Genomic DNA, 18417 nt, shown 5'->3' with positions numbered 1-18417 from the left:
TAAATGGTGCTACCTATATGCCGGGTGTCGAATACGCATGGTGAGAATGTGTATACCAAAACACTGACGCACTTCCGAATGTACAAGTCTAGACGTTTGAATTTGTCTAACGGCAATTACCATCAAAGATGGTGTGTTTGTGGATTAGTAAGAATGGTTGTTATGAAAGTCCATATATCGTTACAGGCGATAAGGCGAGAGCTAAACACAGGCTTAGAGGAAGAACCTAAACGTATTCAATGATAGGATTGTTGGAACGTGGTAAACCAAGAACATGGAAGCAGTCTAATGCTAGTGAAGTGTTAAATGGGAAAATGATAAGAAAAAGATCATATAACTATTTTTTATCTTGGTGAAAGTGGTGGCATAGTACCTATGAAGCGAGAATAATAAGCTCGTGGAGGGATAGCCACTAGTCACAAGAAAGAACAAGAACTGAAATTAAGATAAACACAGCTTCGAGTATGACAAAGAAAATCAAATCCGAAAGGAGATGGTGCCTGTGTCCACTTCGAAACAAAGATTAAAACAAAATAAAATCCGTTATACGGAATATTATGACTTGCAAGAAGTCCTTGATAATCTATATAAAGATAGCAGTGAGGATAAAGTATTTTCAAATTTAATGGGGTTAATAACTTCAAGAGAAAATATAAAACTAGCCTATCGAAGTATAAAAGGAAATAAAGGCAGTCACACAGCAGGAGTAGATGGAAGAACAATAAAACATCTATCAAGGCTAAATGAAGAAGAATACATTTCTCTCATACAAAAACAGTTTCATTGGTATAAACCACGCCCTGTAAAGAGAGTGGAGATACTAAAGCCTAATGGGAAAATAAGACCTTTAGGAATACCGACTATTGTAGACAGAATTGTACAACAATGTATTTTACAAATTTTAGAGCCAATATGTGAAGCCAAGTTTCATGACAGCTCCTATGGGTTTCGACCTAACAGGAGTACGGAACACGCTATTGCAGAATGTGCGAGACTAATGCAGATACAGCACTTACACTATGTAGTTGATATTGATATACAAGGATTTTTCGACAATGTATATCATGCAAAGCTCATAAGGCAACTTTGGAATTTGGGTATCCAAGACAAAAAGCTACTTTGTATCATTAAGGAAATGCTGAAAGCAGACATAGTTATGCCCGATAAAAAGGTAATTACACCAACAAAGGGAACACCACAAGGCGGTATATTATCACCGCTACTATCTAATGTAGTCTTGAACGAATTAGATTGGTGGGTTTCTTCTCAATGGCTGACAATGCCCACGCATTATCCATATAAACAGAGAACGAACAGTCAAGGAACAGAGATAAAAAGCCATACCTACAGAGCTTTAAGAACAAGCAACCTAAAAGAAATATACATTGTAAGGTATGCCGATGATTTCAAGATATTTTGCCGTAATTACTACGATGCAAAAAGAACCTATCAGGCAGTTACAAAATGGTTGCAAGACAGATTAAAACTAAATGTAAGTGAAGAAAAATCTAAAATAACAAATCTAAAACAAAGGTACTCGGAGTTCTTAGGCTTCAAGCTTAAGGTTAAACCAAAAGGCAAAAAGTTTGTTGTACAGTCGCATATAAGTGATAAGGCACTGAAAAATGCAAAAGAAAATATTTCTAAATGTGTTGCGGATATAAAGAGACCTGCAAATGAGAAAGAGCAGTACAAAGCAATAGCTAGGTATAATGCTACTGTTTCAGGCTTGCATAATTATTACCAAATAGCAACAAATGTGAGTATAGACTTTGCTAAAATAGCCTTTCACATTAAAAAGCAAATGAACAACAGGCTTGACTTAAAGACCAATGGGACATTAAATAAAGGATTTATCAAAGATAAGTATGGAAAAAGTAAACAACTTCGCTTCCTTAACGGACGCCCATTAATTCCAGTGGGGTATATCCAAACTAAGGACGCAAAACACAAGAAAAAAGATATAAACAAGTACACTGTAGAGGGTAGATCTTTAATTCATAAAAATCTACAAATTGATATAGACACTCTTGTTTGGTTAATGAAACACCCTGTACTTGATAAGAGTATAGAGTATGCAGACAATAGGATTTCGCTCTTTGCAGCTCAATATGGAAGATGTTTTGTAACAGGGAATAAATTAACACCAAGTGATATACATTGCCACCATAAACTACCACTTGAAAAAGGTGGTACAGACAAGTACAGCAATCTAATTCTTGTAACAGAAAAAGTGCATATACTAATCCATGCAACAAAAGAAGATACAATTCTAAAATATGTAAAAGAACTTGCCTTAACAGGTAAGCAAATTGAGAAATGTAATGAACTCAGAAAAATGATAGGATTGCCAACCATTTAAAAGAAATAACTAGTTGTTGAGAAGTGTGTAAATCTTAATTAAAACGTGAAAATCTTTCTTGCGATGGGGCGCCGTGTGCGGTGAAAGTCGCATGCACGGTGCTAAGCGGGGGAAAAGCTGGAAACACTGAAACTGTAGGCTTACCTATCGCAATCTGGTGCTAAATCTCAAGGTATTAAGCAGCTTATGGCTGGTGGGGGAATTGTACTAATCGGTATTAAATTAATTCCACTACTTGCAAATGCTTTAAAATAGGAGAAAGTCTATGTTTGGTATCTTTGACAAGCTAACTGAATTTTTTAAGGATATGCTACTCGGAGGTATCAAAGCAAATCTTGAGTCCATGTTCTTAGATATAAATGACAAGGTAGGAGTTATTGCAACTGATGTTGGGAAGACACCAATGGGTTGGAATGGAGAAGTGTATAACTTCATAAAAAACATTAATGATAATGTGATCGTTCCAATAGCAGGTCTTATCATAACAGCAGTTTTATGTATTGAACTCATAAATATGGTTATGCAAAAGAATAATATGCACGATACAGATACTTTTGAGTTTTTCAAATACATTATAAAGATGTTTATAGCAGTCTACCTTGCAAGCCATGCCTTTGAATTTTCAATGGCAGTCTTTGATGTGGCACAAAATCTTGTAAACAAAGCGGCAGGGGTAATCACTACTTCTGCCACTGTTTCAGGAGATCAGATAGTTGCTATGGTTGATACATTAAAAGAAAAAGATGTTGGTGCATTAATAATGATATTAGTTGAAACAAGCCTAGTGAGGATTGCAATTCAATGTATATCTTTAACTATTACCTTAATAGTATATGGGCGTATGTTTGAAATATATGTCTACTCATCAGTATCATCTATACCATTTGCGACTATGGGAAATAAAGAATGGGGTCAGATTGGAACAAATTATATCAAGGGACTTTTTGCCTTGGGACTACAAGGTTTGTTTTTGATGGTATGTTTAGGTATCTACACCGTTTTAATAAGAACGGTACAGATTACAGATATTCACGCAAGCTTGTTTAGTATATTAGGATATGCTCTACTACTTGGACTTATGATGTTTAAGAGTGGAACAGTTGCAAAAAGTATTATGAATACGCACTAGGAGGAATAAATGTTAAAAAAGAAAAATTGTGCTTTATTGGGACTTGGAATTTTATTAGGAGGAACTTATGAAATCTTAAAAGAGAAAAAAAGAAATGAAGAGATTAGAAACTTAAAGAGGAGAATAAATAGACTCGGAAGATGTCACAATGAATTTGTTATGTATCAAGGCGAATACAATGACAGAAATGAAGAAAAACAAGAAGAATTAGAAGAAAGAATTAGCTACCTGGAAGAGGAAACAACATCTAATTATGACCATATACTTGAACTTTCCAAAGAAGAAGTAGAGGGAGATTAAAATGGCATATGTACCAATACCAAAAGATTTGGACAAGATTAAAACAAAGGTTGCCTTTAACTTAACCAAAAGACAACTTATAGGTTTTTCTGTGGCAGGACTAATTGGAATACCAACCTATTTATTTATGAAGAAATATCTACCTAATGATGTTTCAATCATTGTAATGCTAATAGTAACCCTGCCAATCTTTTTTATAACCTTATATGAAAAAGACACCTTAACTTTTGAAAAATATTTTAAATTTTTCTATCTTCATAAGTTTTATCAACCAACTAAGAGAATAAGAAAGGAGGCATACCTTGAAGCAAAGAAAAAAGCAAATCAGCGACTTAAATCTAAGGGAAAAACAATTAAAAAAAGACCGAAAGGAAGTAAGAAAGCTAAAAACAAAGAAAGATCCAACAAATAGTCTTCTAAGTGTACTTTTAAAGAAAGAGAAAAAGAGATTTACTGTTGAGGATACAATTCCATATATAAGAATGTTACCAGAGGGCATTTGCCAGTTAGATGAAAAAAATTATTCAAAGACGATTTCATTTCAAGATATAAATTACCAGTTGGCATTGGAAGAAGATAGAGATTTAATCTTTAACCAATTTGCCAACTTTTTAAATTCTTTTGATCCAAGTGTCCACATTGAACTTTCATATGTAAATCAATTAGGAAGAAATAAAGACCTACAAGATGCAATTAAAATTGCTGATAAGGGAGACTTCTATGACGATGTAAGAAAAGAGTTTAGGGAGATGTTAAAGCTTCAACTTGCAAAGGGCAATAACGGACTTAAAAAGATGAAGTATATAACTTTTACCACAGAAGCAGATAACCTAGAGCAAGCAAGAGCAAAGTTAAATAGACTTGAAGTAGATATTTTATCTAACTTTAAATCTATGGGAGTAAGAGCAGAAAGCCTTGATGGTGAAGAAAGGCTAAGACTTGTTCACGATATGTTAAATCCAGACAAAAACTTTTATTTTTCATATAAAGATTTGAAGAAGAAAGAGTCTACAAAGTCACATATAACTCCCAATATCTTTAATTTTGCACCAGTAAATAATTTTAAATTTGGTAAATATATTGGAGCAGTAAGCCATTTTCAAATACTTGCAAGTGAGTTATCAGACAGAATGTTATCTGAGTTTTTAGATATTGATGACAATATTTATGTAGCTTTTCATATAGATGTAGTTGAACAAGCAGAAGCCATTAAACTCATTAAGAGAAAAAATACAGACCTGGATAGAATGAAAATTGAAGAACAAAAGAAAGCAGTTCGAGCAGGATATGATATGGATATTATTCCATCAGATATAAATACTTTTGGTGCGGATGTTAAGTCCATGTTATCTGACTTACAAAATAGAGATGAAAGGCTCTTTGTAGTTACCATAGTAATGATGAATTTTGCTAGGACTAATCAAAAATTAGAAAATACTATTGCTCAAATCTCATCAATTGCTAACAGACATAATTGTCAGGTGAAAAGATTATCTCATCAGCAAGAGCAAGGACTTGTTTCTGTCTTACCTCTAGGAGTTAACCAAGTCGAGATAAAAAGATTTTTAACTTCATCATCAACGGCAGTATTTATGCCTTTTACAACAGAAGAGCTATTTATTGATTCAGCAAATTCTTTGTACTATGGCTTAAATGCCCTTAGCCAAAACTTAATTATGGCAGATAGGAAGAAACTCAAGAACCCTAACGGATTAATATTAGGAACACCAGGTTCTGGTAAATCTTTCTCGGCAAAGAGAGAGATGGCAAATGCAATTCTTGTAACAGACGATGATGTAATTATTTGTGATCCTGAAGGCGAGTATTCAAACCTTGTAAAACAATTTAATGGAGAAGTTATTAAAGTTTCAGCAAAGTCAAAGGACTATCTAAATCCACTTGATATAAATATGAACTATGGAGATGGGGATGCACCTTTAAAGGATAAGGCAAACTTCATAATGTCTATGCTTGAACTTGTGGTAGGAGGATCTGGTCTTACTGCTGCAGAAAAATCAGTTATAGATAGGTGCTTACCAAAGATATACCAAAAATATTTTGAAGACCCAAAACCAGAAAATATGCCGATATTAGGAGATTTATACGATATGCTCCTATCTCAAGAAGAGGGAGTTGGCAGAAAACTCGCAACAGAAATGGAAATTTATGTTAAAGGAAGTCTTAATGTATTTAATAATAGGTCAAATGTTGACCTAAATAGACAATTGCTCTGCTTTGATATAAAAGAGCTAGGAACACAACTTAAAAAGATAGGTATGCTTGTAATTCAAGACCAGGTTTGGAACAAGGTTTCCCTAAATAGAGGAAGTAAGTCTACAAGATACTATATAGATGAGTTCCACCTTTTATTAAAAGATCCACAAACTGCTTCATATTCAGTAGAAATCTGGAAAAGATTTAGAAAATGGGGTGGTATTCCAACAGGCATAACTCAAAACGTAAAAGACCTTTTAACAAGTCAGGAAATTGAAAATATCTTTGACAATACAGACTTTGTTCTAATGTTAAATCAAGCATCTGGAGATAGAGATATTCTTGCTAAGAAATTAAAAATATCGCCTTATCAGTTAAACTATATTACTAATTCAAACGCAGGTGAGGGACTCTTATTCTTTGGAAATACTATTGTTCCATTTATTGATAAATTCCCTAAAGACACCATGCTATATAAGCTAATGACAACTAAACCAGAAGAAGCTAAGTAGGTGTGATATGGATAAAAAACTAAAAAAAGATTTTCAAAAGAAAATTATACGAAATAGGGACGCTCCTGAAAAGAATATTGATAGTAAACTTGTTCATTCAGATGATTATACCAATAAGATTATTAAAACTAAGGATAGGTTCGGAGATAAAATATCAGAAAAAGAATCTAAACTTATCCATGAGAATGTATTATCTAAGGATCATAAACAAGATAAACTAAAAGACTTTCAGAAGGCTAAAAACAAGGAAAGAATTAGAAAAGAAGTTTTAGATAATAAGGATAAGACCAAAGAAACAAAACAATCTAATCTTGAAATAAGGGCAGATGAAAGCTTTAAACTTGATGAAGACTTAGATGTAGACTTCAAAAAGGTAAATTTTGATAGTGAAAATAGTAGAAATATTAATTCTAATAAACTAACAACAGATGATATTTCAGCTAACGCTCAACCAATAAGCAATAAGAAGGCATCAAGTAAAAGAAAAGTTCTTAAAAATTATGAGGATAAACTTATCCATAGTAAGGATAAATTCCAAGACAAAATCAACGAGAAAGAGTCTAAGCGAATCCAGACAAGTGAAGATAAACCTATCGAAGCAGAGAAAAGCAAGAGAATATATAGAAAAGATAAGCTTGTTAAAGATGAAGTGAGCAAGAACGACAGTAATGCTAATATCGATAAAAAGCGAAAACAGAAACTTTATCAAGAAAAGAAGTTTAGAGATAAGGAGAAAATTTCTAAAGAAAAAGATAAAGAAAATAAGCTAAACGAAGTTGATACAGATAAAACTTTTGATAATCCTGAGTTTAAAGACAATAATCAAGAATTTATAAAAGATGAAAAAGAAACAAGCCTTAAACCTTCAGAACAAAAGAAAGTTAATAAAAAGAAGACTTACTACAAGAGAAAAAATTATGAAAGTGATAAATTTACTCGAAAGAAAATCGATGACTTAAAAAATGAATCTAAGAAAGTTACACCGAAAGATTCTAAGAAGGCACAAGATGTTAAAGACTTTATATCAGATAAAAAGATTGGAGAGCTTGAAAAGTCTAAAAGCAAGCTAAAGGATAATATTTTAAAGAATAAAACTAAAGGAAGTCTATCTTCTGGGGTTTTATTATCTGGAGCTAAGTCATCAGAGTTAGTGAGAGATTATTTAAGTTCAGGATCTGATAATACTGGTGTAGAATCTGGAGAAAAGGCCGCTAATGTAAGCTCTAAACTTCAGCATGGAATAAGGAAGTATAAGTTAGACAAAAAGAAAAAGTCATTAAAAAAGCTATCTACACTTGATAAGAAAATAAGAAATAGAAAAAGCAAGTTGGAGTTTAAAAGTGGCTTGGAAGATTTAAAAAAGTCAGACTCCTATATAAAGAAAAATAGATTTAAGAAGTTTTACCAAAGAAAACAAATGAAAAGCATGATAGCTAAAAAGCACGAAACAAGACTGGTAGATAGAGTTAAAAAAGCTATTTTAAGTTTAGGTAAGGCTTCTAAAGAGCTAATCGTAAGAAAAAGTAAGATGGTTCTATTTCTAGTAATAGGACTAGGTCTTATGCTATCAATCATGATTGGTGGTGGAAGTGTTGGTATGAGTGGATTAAGTAACTCTGTTAACTCAGTAATGACAACAACATACCTATCACAAGATACAGTTCTAAGTGAAGTTAATCAAGAATTTTCATCAATGGAGTATGACCTACAATCACAAATCGAAAGTGTAAAAACAAGTCATCCTGGATATGACGAATATATTATAAATAAAGATGGAGAAATTGGTCATAATACCCATGAACTTTTATCCTATATAACTTCAAGATGTGGTGAAGTAAAATCAGCATCTGAAGTAAAAGGAATTTTAAAAGAGCTTTTCGATAAAATGTATAAGCTTGATTTTAAGGAAGAAATCGAAATTAGAACAAGAACAGTAGAAAGAACTAGATATGATAGTCGTGGTAATCCCTATACTAGCTATGAAAAAGAAGAGTACGAATATAAGAGGTTAATTGTAACTTTAAATAAAAGAGAAATGGATGAAGTTGTTAGGGAAATATTTAAAGATTATCCAGACAATGTAGTTCATTATGAAGCTCTTCTTGAAGCTAAGGGAAATATGGGAGATGTTTTTGGATCAGGTAATGGGGACTTAGGAGAAATAGTAGATAATCCAAACTTTGGAAATCCTGGTCTTGCTTTTGATTCAGCTACTGCCAAAGCCTTATTTAATGAAGCAGAAAAACATATAGGCAAAAGATATGTGTTTGGAGCAAGTGGACCATCTAATTTTGATTGTTCAGGTTTTGTATGTTGGTCATTTACAAAGTCAGGAGTTAAGAGAATGCCAAGAACAACTGCATGGAGAATATACAAAGACTATTGTAATCCAGTAAGTCCAAGTGAAGCTCAACCTGGAGATATTATATTTTTCCACTCAACATATAACAGTGGAACACCAATATCTCACGTAGGAATATACACAGGTAACGGAATGATGATTCACGCGGGAGATCCAATTCAATACACATCAATAAATTCAAAATATTGGAAATCACACTTTTATGGTTTTGGAAGACCAAGATAGAAGGGAGATATTATGTGAATAGGAAGCTTATAAGTATTAGAAACAAAAAGAAAAAAATAGAAGAGAAATTGAAAGATTTAAATGCAAAATACAAGGAAATTTGCGATGAAGAAATACAAGTTGAAAATGAAGAAATAATTGTAACTCTTAGGAGGAACAATATTAGCTTGGAAGAATTAATGGAGAAAATCAATGATAGAAAAAGAGAAGAAAAATTAAAAGAAAAGGAGAACATTCATAATGAAGAAATTTAACACGAACAGACTAAGAGCCTTTTTTATGGCTCTTTTATTAGTTTTAACATCAACTTCAACTACTAATGTACTAGCTAAAGCTGATGATACAGATGGTAGTAAAAAAGTGATAGAAAGTTCTATAAGTAAAATTAGTGATTTAGAAAATCAGATCAAAGACTTAAATGATAAGAAACAAGAAGACCAATCAAAGATAGATGAATTAAAGGAAAAGTTAGAATCTTGCAAAGATAATGGAGAGAAACTAAAACAAGAAAAAGCTAAGCTAGAAGAAGAGATTAGAGATAAAGATAATAATATTGCTCAATTGAATAAAGAAATAGAGGATCTTAAAAACTCTAATAATGATGAACTAATAGCAGAAATTACTCAGCTTAAAGATGAATTAAAAAGATTACAAGATGAAAATGCAAAACTAAAAGAAGATTATTCATCTACAAAATGGGAGTTAGAATCTGAAAAAGAAAAGACCGACAAAAACGAAAATAAAATCAAAGAAATGCAAGAAAAACTCGAGTCTTTAGAAGGAGAACTTGCAAAGAAGACTAAAGAAATTGAGGATAAAGATAATAAAATAAAGGACTTAGAAAAAGCTCTTGATGAAAAAGATAATAAGATAAAAGAATTAGAGAATAAAAAGAAAGAAACAGAAAATTCTAAGTCAGAATGCTTTAAGAAGATTGAAGAGCTTCAAAAGACTATTGATAGTTTAAAAGAATCTTCTGAAAATACAAAAAAAGAATTAGAAGAGAAGATTAAAGAACTAGAAGAAAAACACAAAGCTTCTGAAGAAGAAATTAAAAAGCTAAAAGAAGAGTTAGATAAGAAAATTGAAGAAGCAAAGAAGTTAATCGAGGAAGCAAATAAAAAAGCGAAAGAAGAACTTGAAAAACAAACAAAAGATGAAAAAGATAAAAATCAAAATCAAGACTTATCTAAGAAATTAGATGAACTTCTAAAACTCCAAAAAGAAAACAAAGAGAAGAAAGAAGATGAGAAATCTCAAGACAAAAAGTGGGACGAACTTTTAAAAGCTGATGACAAGAATATTCTAAATCAATTTGATCTTAACAAGATGATAAAGCAAGAGGAACAACAAGGCAAAAAACAAGTTAAAGATGAAAAAGAATTTGCAGTTTTCCAAGTAGACAAAAACTTCTATAACATTATCAATAAAGATGGTAAGACAACAGTCTATATGGATGTAAAAACTTATGTGGATCAAGGAAGAACTATGATTCCAGTAAGATATATTGCTTATACTCTAGGTTTTAATGTTGAGTATGACAACTCTACTCGTGAAGCTATTTTCTCAAATAAAGAGAATAATATCTTAGCTAAAAAGACATTAAGACTAAATATTGATACTGGTGTTATGAAAGATTCAGATGGAAAAGTCTACAATTCAGATGTTAAGCCAGTGATTATAAATGGAAGAATTCATGCTTCAATTTCAAATATTGCTAAAGCTTTTGGAGCAAGCCATGGAGATATTAAAGATGGTAAAAACCAAACAATAGAATGGGACAATGCTAGAAAAGCAGTCTATGTATTTAAAAATGTAAAATAAGAAAGGATAGAAAAATGAATAAGAGTATTAAACGAGGAGTAGCCATAGCGTTACTCCTTTTTACATTTACAGTACCAGCAACTACATTTGCTATGACAAATGAAGGACAGATTGAAAGTCAAAACGAATCAATCTATGAACCACAAAAAGAAGAATTTGAAAAAATGTTGAAAGATGATGTTTTTACACCATCAAAAGAAGAAATTCCTTATCAAGATGTTCCAAGAATACCAGGAAATACAAGTGAAGCAAATAAGCCTTCAACTAATATTCCAAAGAAAACACCACTTGTAAAAGGTGGTAATACAAAGGCAGTAAATAATCTTGCGACACAAGAAAATAAGGCAAGAGGTTCAGTAATTGAAAATGTAGATAGGAATGGAAAAGATATTACGCCAAGTGGAGATACAGAAAAAGATAAAGAAAATCCAGTAGATGTAAGACAATTTTTAACATTTCAAACTAAAAGTGGAAAAACTATGCACCTAATAGTAGATCATTCATCAAATCAAGATAATGTAAGGTTATTGACAGAAGTAGGAGAGCAAGACCTACTTAATATGATTGAATCAGAAGATAAAAATACTATAAAGGTTGAAGAACCCAAGAAAGAGGAAGTAAAAAAAGAAGAACCTACAGTTGTTCCAGTAAAAGAAGAAAAGAAAAGTGGAATAGGTTCATTTCTAATTGTTGCACTTGTAATTGGAGGAGTTATAGGAGCAGGATATTATTTTAAAGTAGTCAAAGCAAAAGAAGATAGAATGTTGGAAGACTTTGAAGAAGATGATGAGGATTATATTAGTGAGTCAGAAGATGAATCTGACAATGAAGAAAGCCATGAAGAATCTTTAGATGAAGATGATGAACTATTATAAATCTCAATACCTATCATCGAATAAACAATACAAAAATATGGTATAATTAAGTATAATGTTTGCCAGAGAGGAGGGATACTTTGAACTTAAAAGACTATCTTGGAGAAACAAATCTATATGACAAAAAAGAAAAATTAGAAAGGAACAAACCAAAGTCTTGGTTAAAATCTGTGTCAGCCTTTGCTAATGGTAGAGGTGGGAAGCTAATATTTGGAGTAAAAGAAGATAACACAATTCTTGGACTTAGTGACTATCAAGAGGTTTCCGAAAATATTTCTGAAATCATCAAAACTAAAATGGATCCGAATCCAGAATTTGATATGGAAATAAAGGAAATTGATGGAAAAGTTATATTGATTTTAAGTGTATTTGCTGGGAAAAACACTCCATATTTTGTAGTAGATGGAGGAACGAGAACAGCCTACAAAAGAATAGGAAATCAAAGTGTCCCTGCAAGTCGAATTGATCTTTTTAATTTGTCTTTAAAGGGAGAACATATAAGTTATGACTCACTAGAATCAAAGAAAAGATTAAAAGATGTAAGATTTAAAGAGCTTAGCATAGAATATAAAAATAGGACAGAAAAAAATTTTGAAGAAAAAGATTTAAAATCTTTCGGACTTGTAAATGATGAGGGAAATCTAACCATAGCCGGAGCACTCTTTGCAGATGACTATCAAGTTTATCAGTCAAGAGTATTTTGTACTAGATGGAATGGGCTAACTAAAGCTAATGGGAGAATGGATGCCTTAGATGATATAGAATTTGAAGGCAACATTATTTATCTGCTAAAAGCGTCTTTAGACTTTGTAAAAAGAAATTCAAAAAAAATGTGGAAGAAGGGTCCAGTCTTTAGGATAGAATATCCAGAATATCCAGAAAGGGCAGTCCAAGAAGCTCTAGTCAATGCATTAATCCACAGGGATTACTCAGTAATTGGCAGTGAAGTCCATGTTGATATCTATGATGACAGACTGGAAATATATTCTCCTGGAGGAATGTATGATGGTACATTTATTCAAGATATAAATCCATTAAACGTATCTTCAATAAGAAGAAACCCAATTATAGCGGATGTATTTGCTAGGATGGATTTAATGGAAAGGAGAGGATCTGGACTTAGAAAAATTATAGAAGCCTATGAAGCAGAAAAAAATTATAAAGAAGAATTAAAACCAGAGTTTAAGTCAACAGAATCTTCATTTACTACAATTTTAAAGAATTTAAATTATGACACCCAAAATGTCACTCAAAATGACGGTCAAAGTGAGGGGCAAAATGAGGGTGAAAATGAAGGTCAAAATGACGGTAAAAAGTTAAAACCAAAAGGTAGACGAAATAAGATAGTGAAACTTATGAAAGAAAATTCAAACATAACAACAATTGAATTATCTCATATATTATTAGTGTCTGTAAGCACGATAGAAAGAGATTTAAAAATTCTCACAGATGAAAAAACAATCGAGTATATAGGCAGTGCTAAAGATGGATATTGGAAAGTAAACAAATAAAGTTAAAAAAGAAAATAGAATTCTCCCAAAAATAATACGATATTCGGGAGAAAAACTTTGAGCGAGAGAGAAATCTTTCGCTCTTTTTTTATTTATGGAGGTATTAATGAAATTAGTAATAGCAGAAAAGCCAAGTGTAGCGGTTACAATTGCAAAAGTAATTGGAGCAAGAACAAGAAAAAACGGATATTATGAGGGGAATGGATACATTGTTTCATGGTGTGTAGGTCATTTAATTCAAATGGCAAGTCCAGATAAGATTGATGAAAAATGGAAGAAATGGACAATAGACACTCTTCCTATAATTCCAGAAGAATATATTTATGAAGTATCTAAAAGCACTAAAAAACAATATGGAGTTTTAAAGAAACTTTTAAACGATAAGAACATCGACACAGTTATAAATGCTTGTGATGCTGGAAGAGAGGGAGAACTTATTTTTAGGCTTGTATATAATCAAGCTAAATGTAAGAAGAAGATTCAAAGACTTTGGATATCTTCAATGGAAAACAAAGCTATTGAAGATGGCTTTAGAAATCTTAAAGATGGAGAAAACTTTGAAGACTTATATAGATCGGCAAGTGCAAGAGCTATTGCAGATTGGCTGGTAGGAATGAATTTAAGTAGGCTTTATTCTTGCATTTACAAGGAAACATATTCAGTTGGTAGAGTACAAACTCCAACTCTATATTTAATAGCTAAGAGGGATAGTGAAATAAACCTATTTAAGAAGCAAAAATATTATACAGTTGACCTATCTTATAAAGGATTGAAACTTGTATCAGATAGGATTGATAGAATTGAAGTTGCAGAACAACTATTAAACTTGCTAGAAGATGAAATAGTTATTACAGAGGTAGAAGATAAAGATATAAGCACAAAACCAGATAAGCCTTATGATCTCACTACTTTACAAAGAGAAGCAAATAAATATTTTGGATATTCAGCAAATGACACTTTAAATCTAGCACAAGGCTTGTATGAAAAGAAGCTAATCACATATCCAAGAACAGATAGCAGGTATTTAACCGATGACATGGATAATACTATGAAAGAATTATTAGAAGGACTTGAAGAAGATTTTAAAATCAATGAATCAAACTTTAAGTCTATTTTTAATTCTTCTAAAGTTACAGACCACTATGCGATTATTCCTACTATATCAGGTATTGGAAAAACTAAAGATTTACCTGAAAAAGAAAGTAAAATTTATAATCTAATTAAGGATAAATTACTTGCTTCATGTTCGGATAACTTAAAGGAATCTAGTAGAAAAATCAGATATGAATATGACAAGTTTAACTTTAATGCAAGTGGCAAGACTGTAATAGATGAAGGTTATACAAAATATCTAAAGACTTATGGAAAGGAAAGACAAGAAAATGAATTACCAGATATAAAGACTGGAGATAAAATTAAGCTAACTTCTAAAAATATATCAGAGAAATTTACCAAAGCTCCGAGTCATTATAATGAAGATACACTTTTAAAGGCTATGGAGAATGCAGGGATTGAATCACTGGATAAAGATATAGAAGTAGAAAGGAAAGGCTTAGGAACACCAGCTACAAGAGCAGGAATTATTGAAAATCTTATCCATAAGGATCTCATAAGAAGAGATAAGAAAAATTTACTTGTAACAGAAAAAGGCAATAGACTTGTATCGATTGTAGAGGATAAGTTTAAGTCGGCAGAAACAACTTCTGAATGGGAAATGAAACTTGCAAAGATTAGCTCTGGCGAAGTAGATAAAGAAGACTTTTTAAGAGAAATAGAAGATAGTATAAGGGAGCTTGTAGATAGGTACAAGAATAATCTAAATGAATAAGGTGAAGATATTAGAGCTTTTCGGTGGCATAGGTGCTATTAGAAAGGCTATTATTAATTTGAAGATACCTTATGAAGTAGTTGATTATGTAGAAATAGATAAGGCTTGTGTTAAATCATACAACGCACTTTATGGAGAAGATTATAAAACAAAATCAGTAGTAGGATATAAAGTTCCTAATGAAAAGATAGACTTAATTATGCATGGAAGTCCTTGCCAAGACTTTTCAAGAATAGGAAAAAAACAAGGAGGAGTAAAAAACTCAGGAACTAGATCAAGCTTACTATTTGAAACAATTAGAATAATAAAAGAAATGAAAGATAAACCTAAATGAATAATTTGGGAAAATGTAAAGGGAGTCCTTGATAGAAATATGAGGGACTCCTTTTTTATTTATCTAAAAGAGCTAGAAAATCTTGGATATGAAAGCAAATATGAAATCTTAAATGCAATGGACTTTGGGATACCTCAAAAAAGAGAAAGGATATTTGTTGTTTCATGTCTTGGAGCAAATAACTTTTCTTTTAATAAATTGGAGAGGAAAGAAACTAGACCACTAAGTGAATTTTTAGAAAAGGATGTAAGTGAACTTTATACAATGACCCAACCTTATATGCTGAAATTTTTAAATAAGGGCATAGATAATAGTTTTAGAGGTCGACTAAAAGTGATTAAAGATTTTTCATATACTATTTCTACAAAACAGATGAGAGTACCTAATTCTGGAATAATAGATATTGGAAATGGTAGGTATAGGTATTTAACAGAAAGAGAATGCCTAAGACTCATGGGTTTTGATGATAGCGATATAGACAAATTAGAGGAAGTGCATCCAAGAAGAAAAAATTGTACTTCAAGCAAACTATATAAGCAGGCCGGCAATTCTATTGTGGTTGATGTTTTAATGTGCATTATTAGTTCAATAATGCATGTTAGTGCAAATTTATTATTGTGAATGATATAATAAAATAAAAGACAGGAGGATATGATATGGATATTCTAGAATGTAAATTAAAGAATTGTTATGGAATAGATGAGTTTAACCATGAATTTGATTTTACAAATACAAATGTGATTACAGTATATGCAAAAAATGGATTGATGAAAACTTCTTTTGCAAAAACTTTTAAGAAAATTCAAGATGGTAAAGCTGACGAAATACGTGATGAAATATTCGATATAAAAGCAGAAGTTAATGTGAGCATAGATGGACAAGATATAAGAAAAGAGCAAGTGTTTGTAATAAAAAGCTTTGAGAATTATTATGAATCTAGTAGTGTAGCGGATTTATTAGTAGACGAAAAAACAAAAAAATCTATCACAACTTTATTAAAGCAAAAAAATAATTTTTTAAAAAAGTTAGTGCAATATTCAGGATTAAAAATTGAAAAAACACAACAAGGAAGAAAAATTTATGAATTAGAGCCTACAGTAGTTTCTGACATGAATTTAAGTGAAAAAAGTTTTTTATTAAGCTTGAAAGAATTATGTGAAGCTGAAAATAAAACGTATTTACCTAATGTTAAATACTCTACAATTTTTGATGATAGTGTAATTAAAAAAATAAAAGACAGTAGTTTTCAAAATAAAATAAAAGAGTTTTGTGAAGCTGCTGAAACTATATACAGTAGTTATACTTTTTTTGAAAAAGGTCAATTCACATTTCCAAAATTGAAGAATGTTGCAAAAAATTTAGATTCAGATAATTTTTTTGTAAGAGATAATAAACTTAATTTAAATAATAGCATAGTAATTGGTAATAATGATGAACTACAAGAGAAAATATATGAAATAGAGGGGAAAATTAAAGATATTCCAGAATTTCAACAGATAGAAAAGTTACTAAGTGATACAAAAGGCATATTATTAAGAGATACAATAGAAAACAATCCTGAACTAATAGAGTTTTTGAAAATAGAAAATTTAGATAATTTAAAAAAAGAATTATGGACTTCATATTTAAAGAAAGAAAAGAAATCTTTTGATGATTTATTAGAGATATATAAAGAATTAGAGGAGAATATTAAAAATCTCAATATAGACAATACATTGTGGAATCGTTCTTTAGAAATATTTGAAGATAGGTTCACTGTTCCATATAAGATGAAAATATCAAATTTAAAGGGAGCGATAATAGGAGAAAACCTACCACGTGTGGAGTTTATATTTGAAAAGGGTGAAAATCAAGCAAGCTTAGATAGATCAAATTTAGAAAAATTAGACGTGTTAAGTCAAGGAGAGAAAAGATCTTTATATTTGTTAAATATAATATTTGACATAGAAAAAATAAAAAAAGAAAGCAATGAAGTCCTATTTATAGTAGACGATATAGCAGATTCTTTTGATTATAAAAATAAGTATGCTATTGTAGAATATTTGTATGAAATGGCAACAATTGATAATTTTAGAATGATAATTTTATCTCATAATTTTGATTTTTATAGAACAATTTCTTCTAGACTCAATGTACCTCGTACATCTAGATTTATCGTTGAAAACAAACAAGATTTAAATTTGATAGAAGAGAAATATCAAAAACAACCTTTTATAACATGGAAAACTAAACCAGATAAATATTCTTTATTTGCACTTATACCATTTGTTAGGAATCTAATTGAATATAGTTTTGATAAATCTGTTAATGATTCAAATTATTATGATAGCGATTATGAGCTATTAACTAATTTACTACACAAAAAAGAAAATTCAGGAACTATTAATTTTAAAACTTTAGGGAAAGTATATAAAGAATATATAGGGAGATTTGATATACCAAGTGAGTTTAAAGAGGATGATCTGGTTATAGAAAAGCTTTATGAAACTACTGAAAACTTAAGTAGTAACTTAAATTTGCTCGAGCATAAAGTTTTATTATCAATGGCTTGTAGACTTAAAGCTGAGGAAATAATGTTAGATAAAATTAATAATTATAATGGTATGCTAAATTGGAAAGTGAAAAATAATTTGAAAACAGGAGATAAAGCGGAATTTCTGAATCATGTAGATAAAACTAATAATATGACCAGGGTATTATTTGATGCATATAAGCAGATTGCGAATGAAGAACAAATTAATATAGTTAATGAAGTTAATATAATGACTCCAGAAAATATTCATATAAACTCTTTTATGTATGAGCCTATAATGGATATGGATATTAACGAATTATTGAACTTATATGAAAAACTTAAAGAATTAATATAGGTCATTTAATTATATTACGTTATAGACGGTAGATTATTTAAAATCTATCGTCTTTTTTATTGCACTAAAAA

General features: G+C 30.8%; 12 protein-coding genes and 2 pseudogenes. All 14 read left to right on the top strand.

What is annotated here, in order from left to right:
* Window positions 1-502 precede the first annotated feature (502 nt).
* The 14 genes and pseudogenes from ltrA to CS884_RS08075 all read left to right on the top strand — a co-directional run bounded on the left by ltrA (window position 503) and on the right by CS884_RS08075 (window position 18346).
* A complete protein-coding gene (ltrA, locus tag CS884_RS08140; protein WP_099320160.1) occupies window positions 503-2362 on the top strand; it encodes a group II intron reverse transcriptase/maturase in 1860 nt (619 codons plus the stop codon).
* A 156-nt stretch (window positions 2363-2518) separates the two neighbouring features.
* Window positions 2519-2617: pseudogene (locus CS884_RS08135) on the top strand (Maff2 family mobile element protein); the annotation flags it as partial.
* A gap of 10 nt (window positions 2618-2627) precedes the next feature.
* Entirely contained in the window at window positions 2628-3491 is an 864-nt protein-coding gene (locus CS884_RS08130; RefSeq protein ID WP_000466914.1) for a VirB6/TrbL-like conjugal transfer protein, CD1112 family, read from the top strand.
* A gap of 9 nt (window positions 3492-3500) precedes the next feature.
* Window positions 3501-3791, top strand: a complete 291-nt coding sequence (locus CS884_RS08125) for a hypothetical protein (protein ID WP_002838520.1) — start codon at window positions 3501-3503, stop codon at window positions 3789-3791.
* A gap of 1 nt (window position 3792) precedes the next feature.
* Complete coding sequence (locus tag CS884_RS08120) at window positions 3793-4203, top strand: PrgI family protein (protein ID WP_004827263.1); 411 nt, start codon at window positions 3793-3795, stop codon at window positions 4201-4203.
* Entirely contained in the window at window positions 4115-6517 is a 2403-nt protein-coding gene (locus CS884_RS08115; RefSeq protein ID WP_374220161.1) for a VirB4-like conjugal transfer ATPase, CD1110 family, read from the top strand. Before CS884_RS08120 ends, CS884_RS08115 begins: the two co-directional genes overlap by 89 nt.
* A gap of 7 nt (window positions 6518-6524) precedes the next feature.
* Window positions 6525-9104: a C40 family peptidase gene (locus CS884_RS08110; RefSeq protein WP_099321361.1), complete on the top strand. Its 2580-nt coding sequence runs from the start codon at window positions 6525-6527 to the stop codon at window positions 9102-9104.
* 14 nt (window positions 9105-9118) lie between these two features.
* Window positions 9119-9358 carry a hypothetical protein gene (locus CS884_RS08105; protein WP_001080402.1) on the top strand — a complete coding sequence of 80 codons (240 nt, stop codon included), beginning with the start codon at window positions 9119-9121 and terminating at the stop codon, window positions 9356-9358.
* Window positions 9345-10928, top strand: a complete 1584-nt coding sequence (locus tag CS884_RS08100; RefSeq protein WP_099321360.1) for a stalk domain-containing protein — start codon at window positions 9345-9347, stop codon at window positions 10926-10928. Before CS884_RS08105 ends, CS884_RS08100 begins: the two co-directional genes overlap by 14 nt.
* A gap of 14 nt (window positions 10929-10942) precedes the next feature.
* Window positions 10943-11803 carry a CD1107 family mobile element protein gene (locus CS884_RS08095; protein ID WP_099321359.1) on the top strand — a complete coding sequence of 287 codons (861 nt, stop codon included), beginning with the start codon at window positions 10943-10945 and terminating at the stop codon, window positions 11801-11803.
* Window positions 11804-11883: 80 nt separating this feature from the next.
* Window positions 11884-13314 carry a helix-turn-helix domain-containing protein gene (locus CS884_RS08090; protein ID WP_099321358.1) on the top strand — a complete coding sequence of 477 codons (1431 nt, stop codon included), beginning with the start codon at window positions 11884-11886 and terminating at the stop codon, window positions 13312-13314.
* Between the two features lie 106 nt (window positions 13315-13420).
* Window positions 13421-15142, top strand: a complete 1722-nt coding sequence (locus CS884_RS08085) for a DNA topoisomerase 3 (RefSeq protein WP_099321357.1) — start codon at window positions 13421-13423, stop codon at window positions 15140-15142.
* Window positions 15135-16097 (top strand): annotated as a pseudogene (locus tag CS884_RS08080) (DNA cytosine methyltransferase). Before CS884_RS08085 ends, CS884_RS08080 begins: the two are co-directional and overlap by 8 nt.
* A gap of 35 nt (window positions 16098-16132) precedes the next feature.
* On the top strand, window positions 16133-18346 hold the full coding sequence (locus CS884_RS08075; protein WP_099321356.1) for a hypothetical protein: 2214 nt from the start codon (window positions 16133-16135) through the stop codon (window positions 18344-18346).
* Window positions 18347-18417 lie beyond the last annotated feature (71 nt).

This window comes from Anaerococcus sp. Marseille-P3625, assembly GCF_900232825.1.
Lineage (GTDB): Bacteria > Bacillota > Clostridia > Tissierellales > Peptoniphilaceae > Anaerococcus.
This window is presented reverse-complemented; position numbering and strand designations above follow the sequence as displayed.

Excerpts from the sequence above, each read along its gene's own strand:
- CS884_RS08130 (WP_000466914.1), top strand. The coding sequence starts at position 2,628 with ATGTTTGGTATCTTTGACAAGCTAACTGAATTTTTTAAGGATATGCTA.
- CS884_RS08125 (WP_002838520.1), top strand. The coding sequence starts at position 3,501 with ATGTTAAAAAAGAAAAATTGTGCTTTATTGGGACTTGGAATTTTATTA.
- CS884_RS08120 (WP_004827263.1), top strand. The coding sequence starts at position 3,793 with ATGGCATATGTACCAATACCAAAAGATTTGGACAAGATTAAAACAAAG.
- CS884_RS08110 (WP_099321361.1), top strand. The coding sequence starts at position 6,525 with ATGGATAAAAAACTAAAAAAAGATTTTCAAAAGAAAATTATACGAAAT.
- CS884_RS08100 (WP_099321360.1), top strand. The coding sequence starts at position 9,345 with ATGAAGAAATTTAACACGAACAGACTAAGAGCCTTTTTTATGGCTCTT.
- CS884_RS08095 (WP_099321359.1), top strand. The coding sequence starts at position 10,943 with ATGAATAAGAGTATTAAACGAGGAGTAGCCATAGCGTTACTCCTTTTT.
- CS884_RS08085 (WP_099321357.1), top strand. The coding sequence starts at position 13,421 with ATGAAATTAGTAATAGCAGAAAAGCCAAGTGTAGCGGTTACAATTGCA.
- CS884_RS08075 (WP_099321356.1), top strand. The coding sequence starts at position 16,133 with ATGGATATTCTAGAATGTAAATTAAAGAATTGTTATGGAATAGATGAG.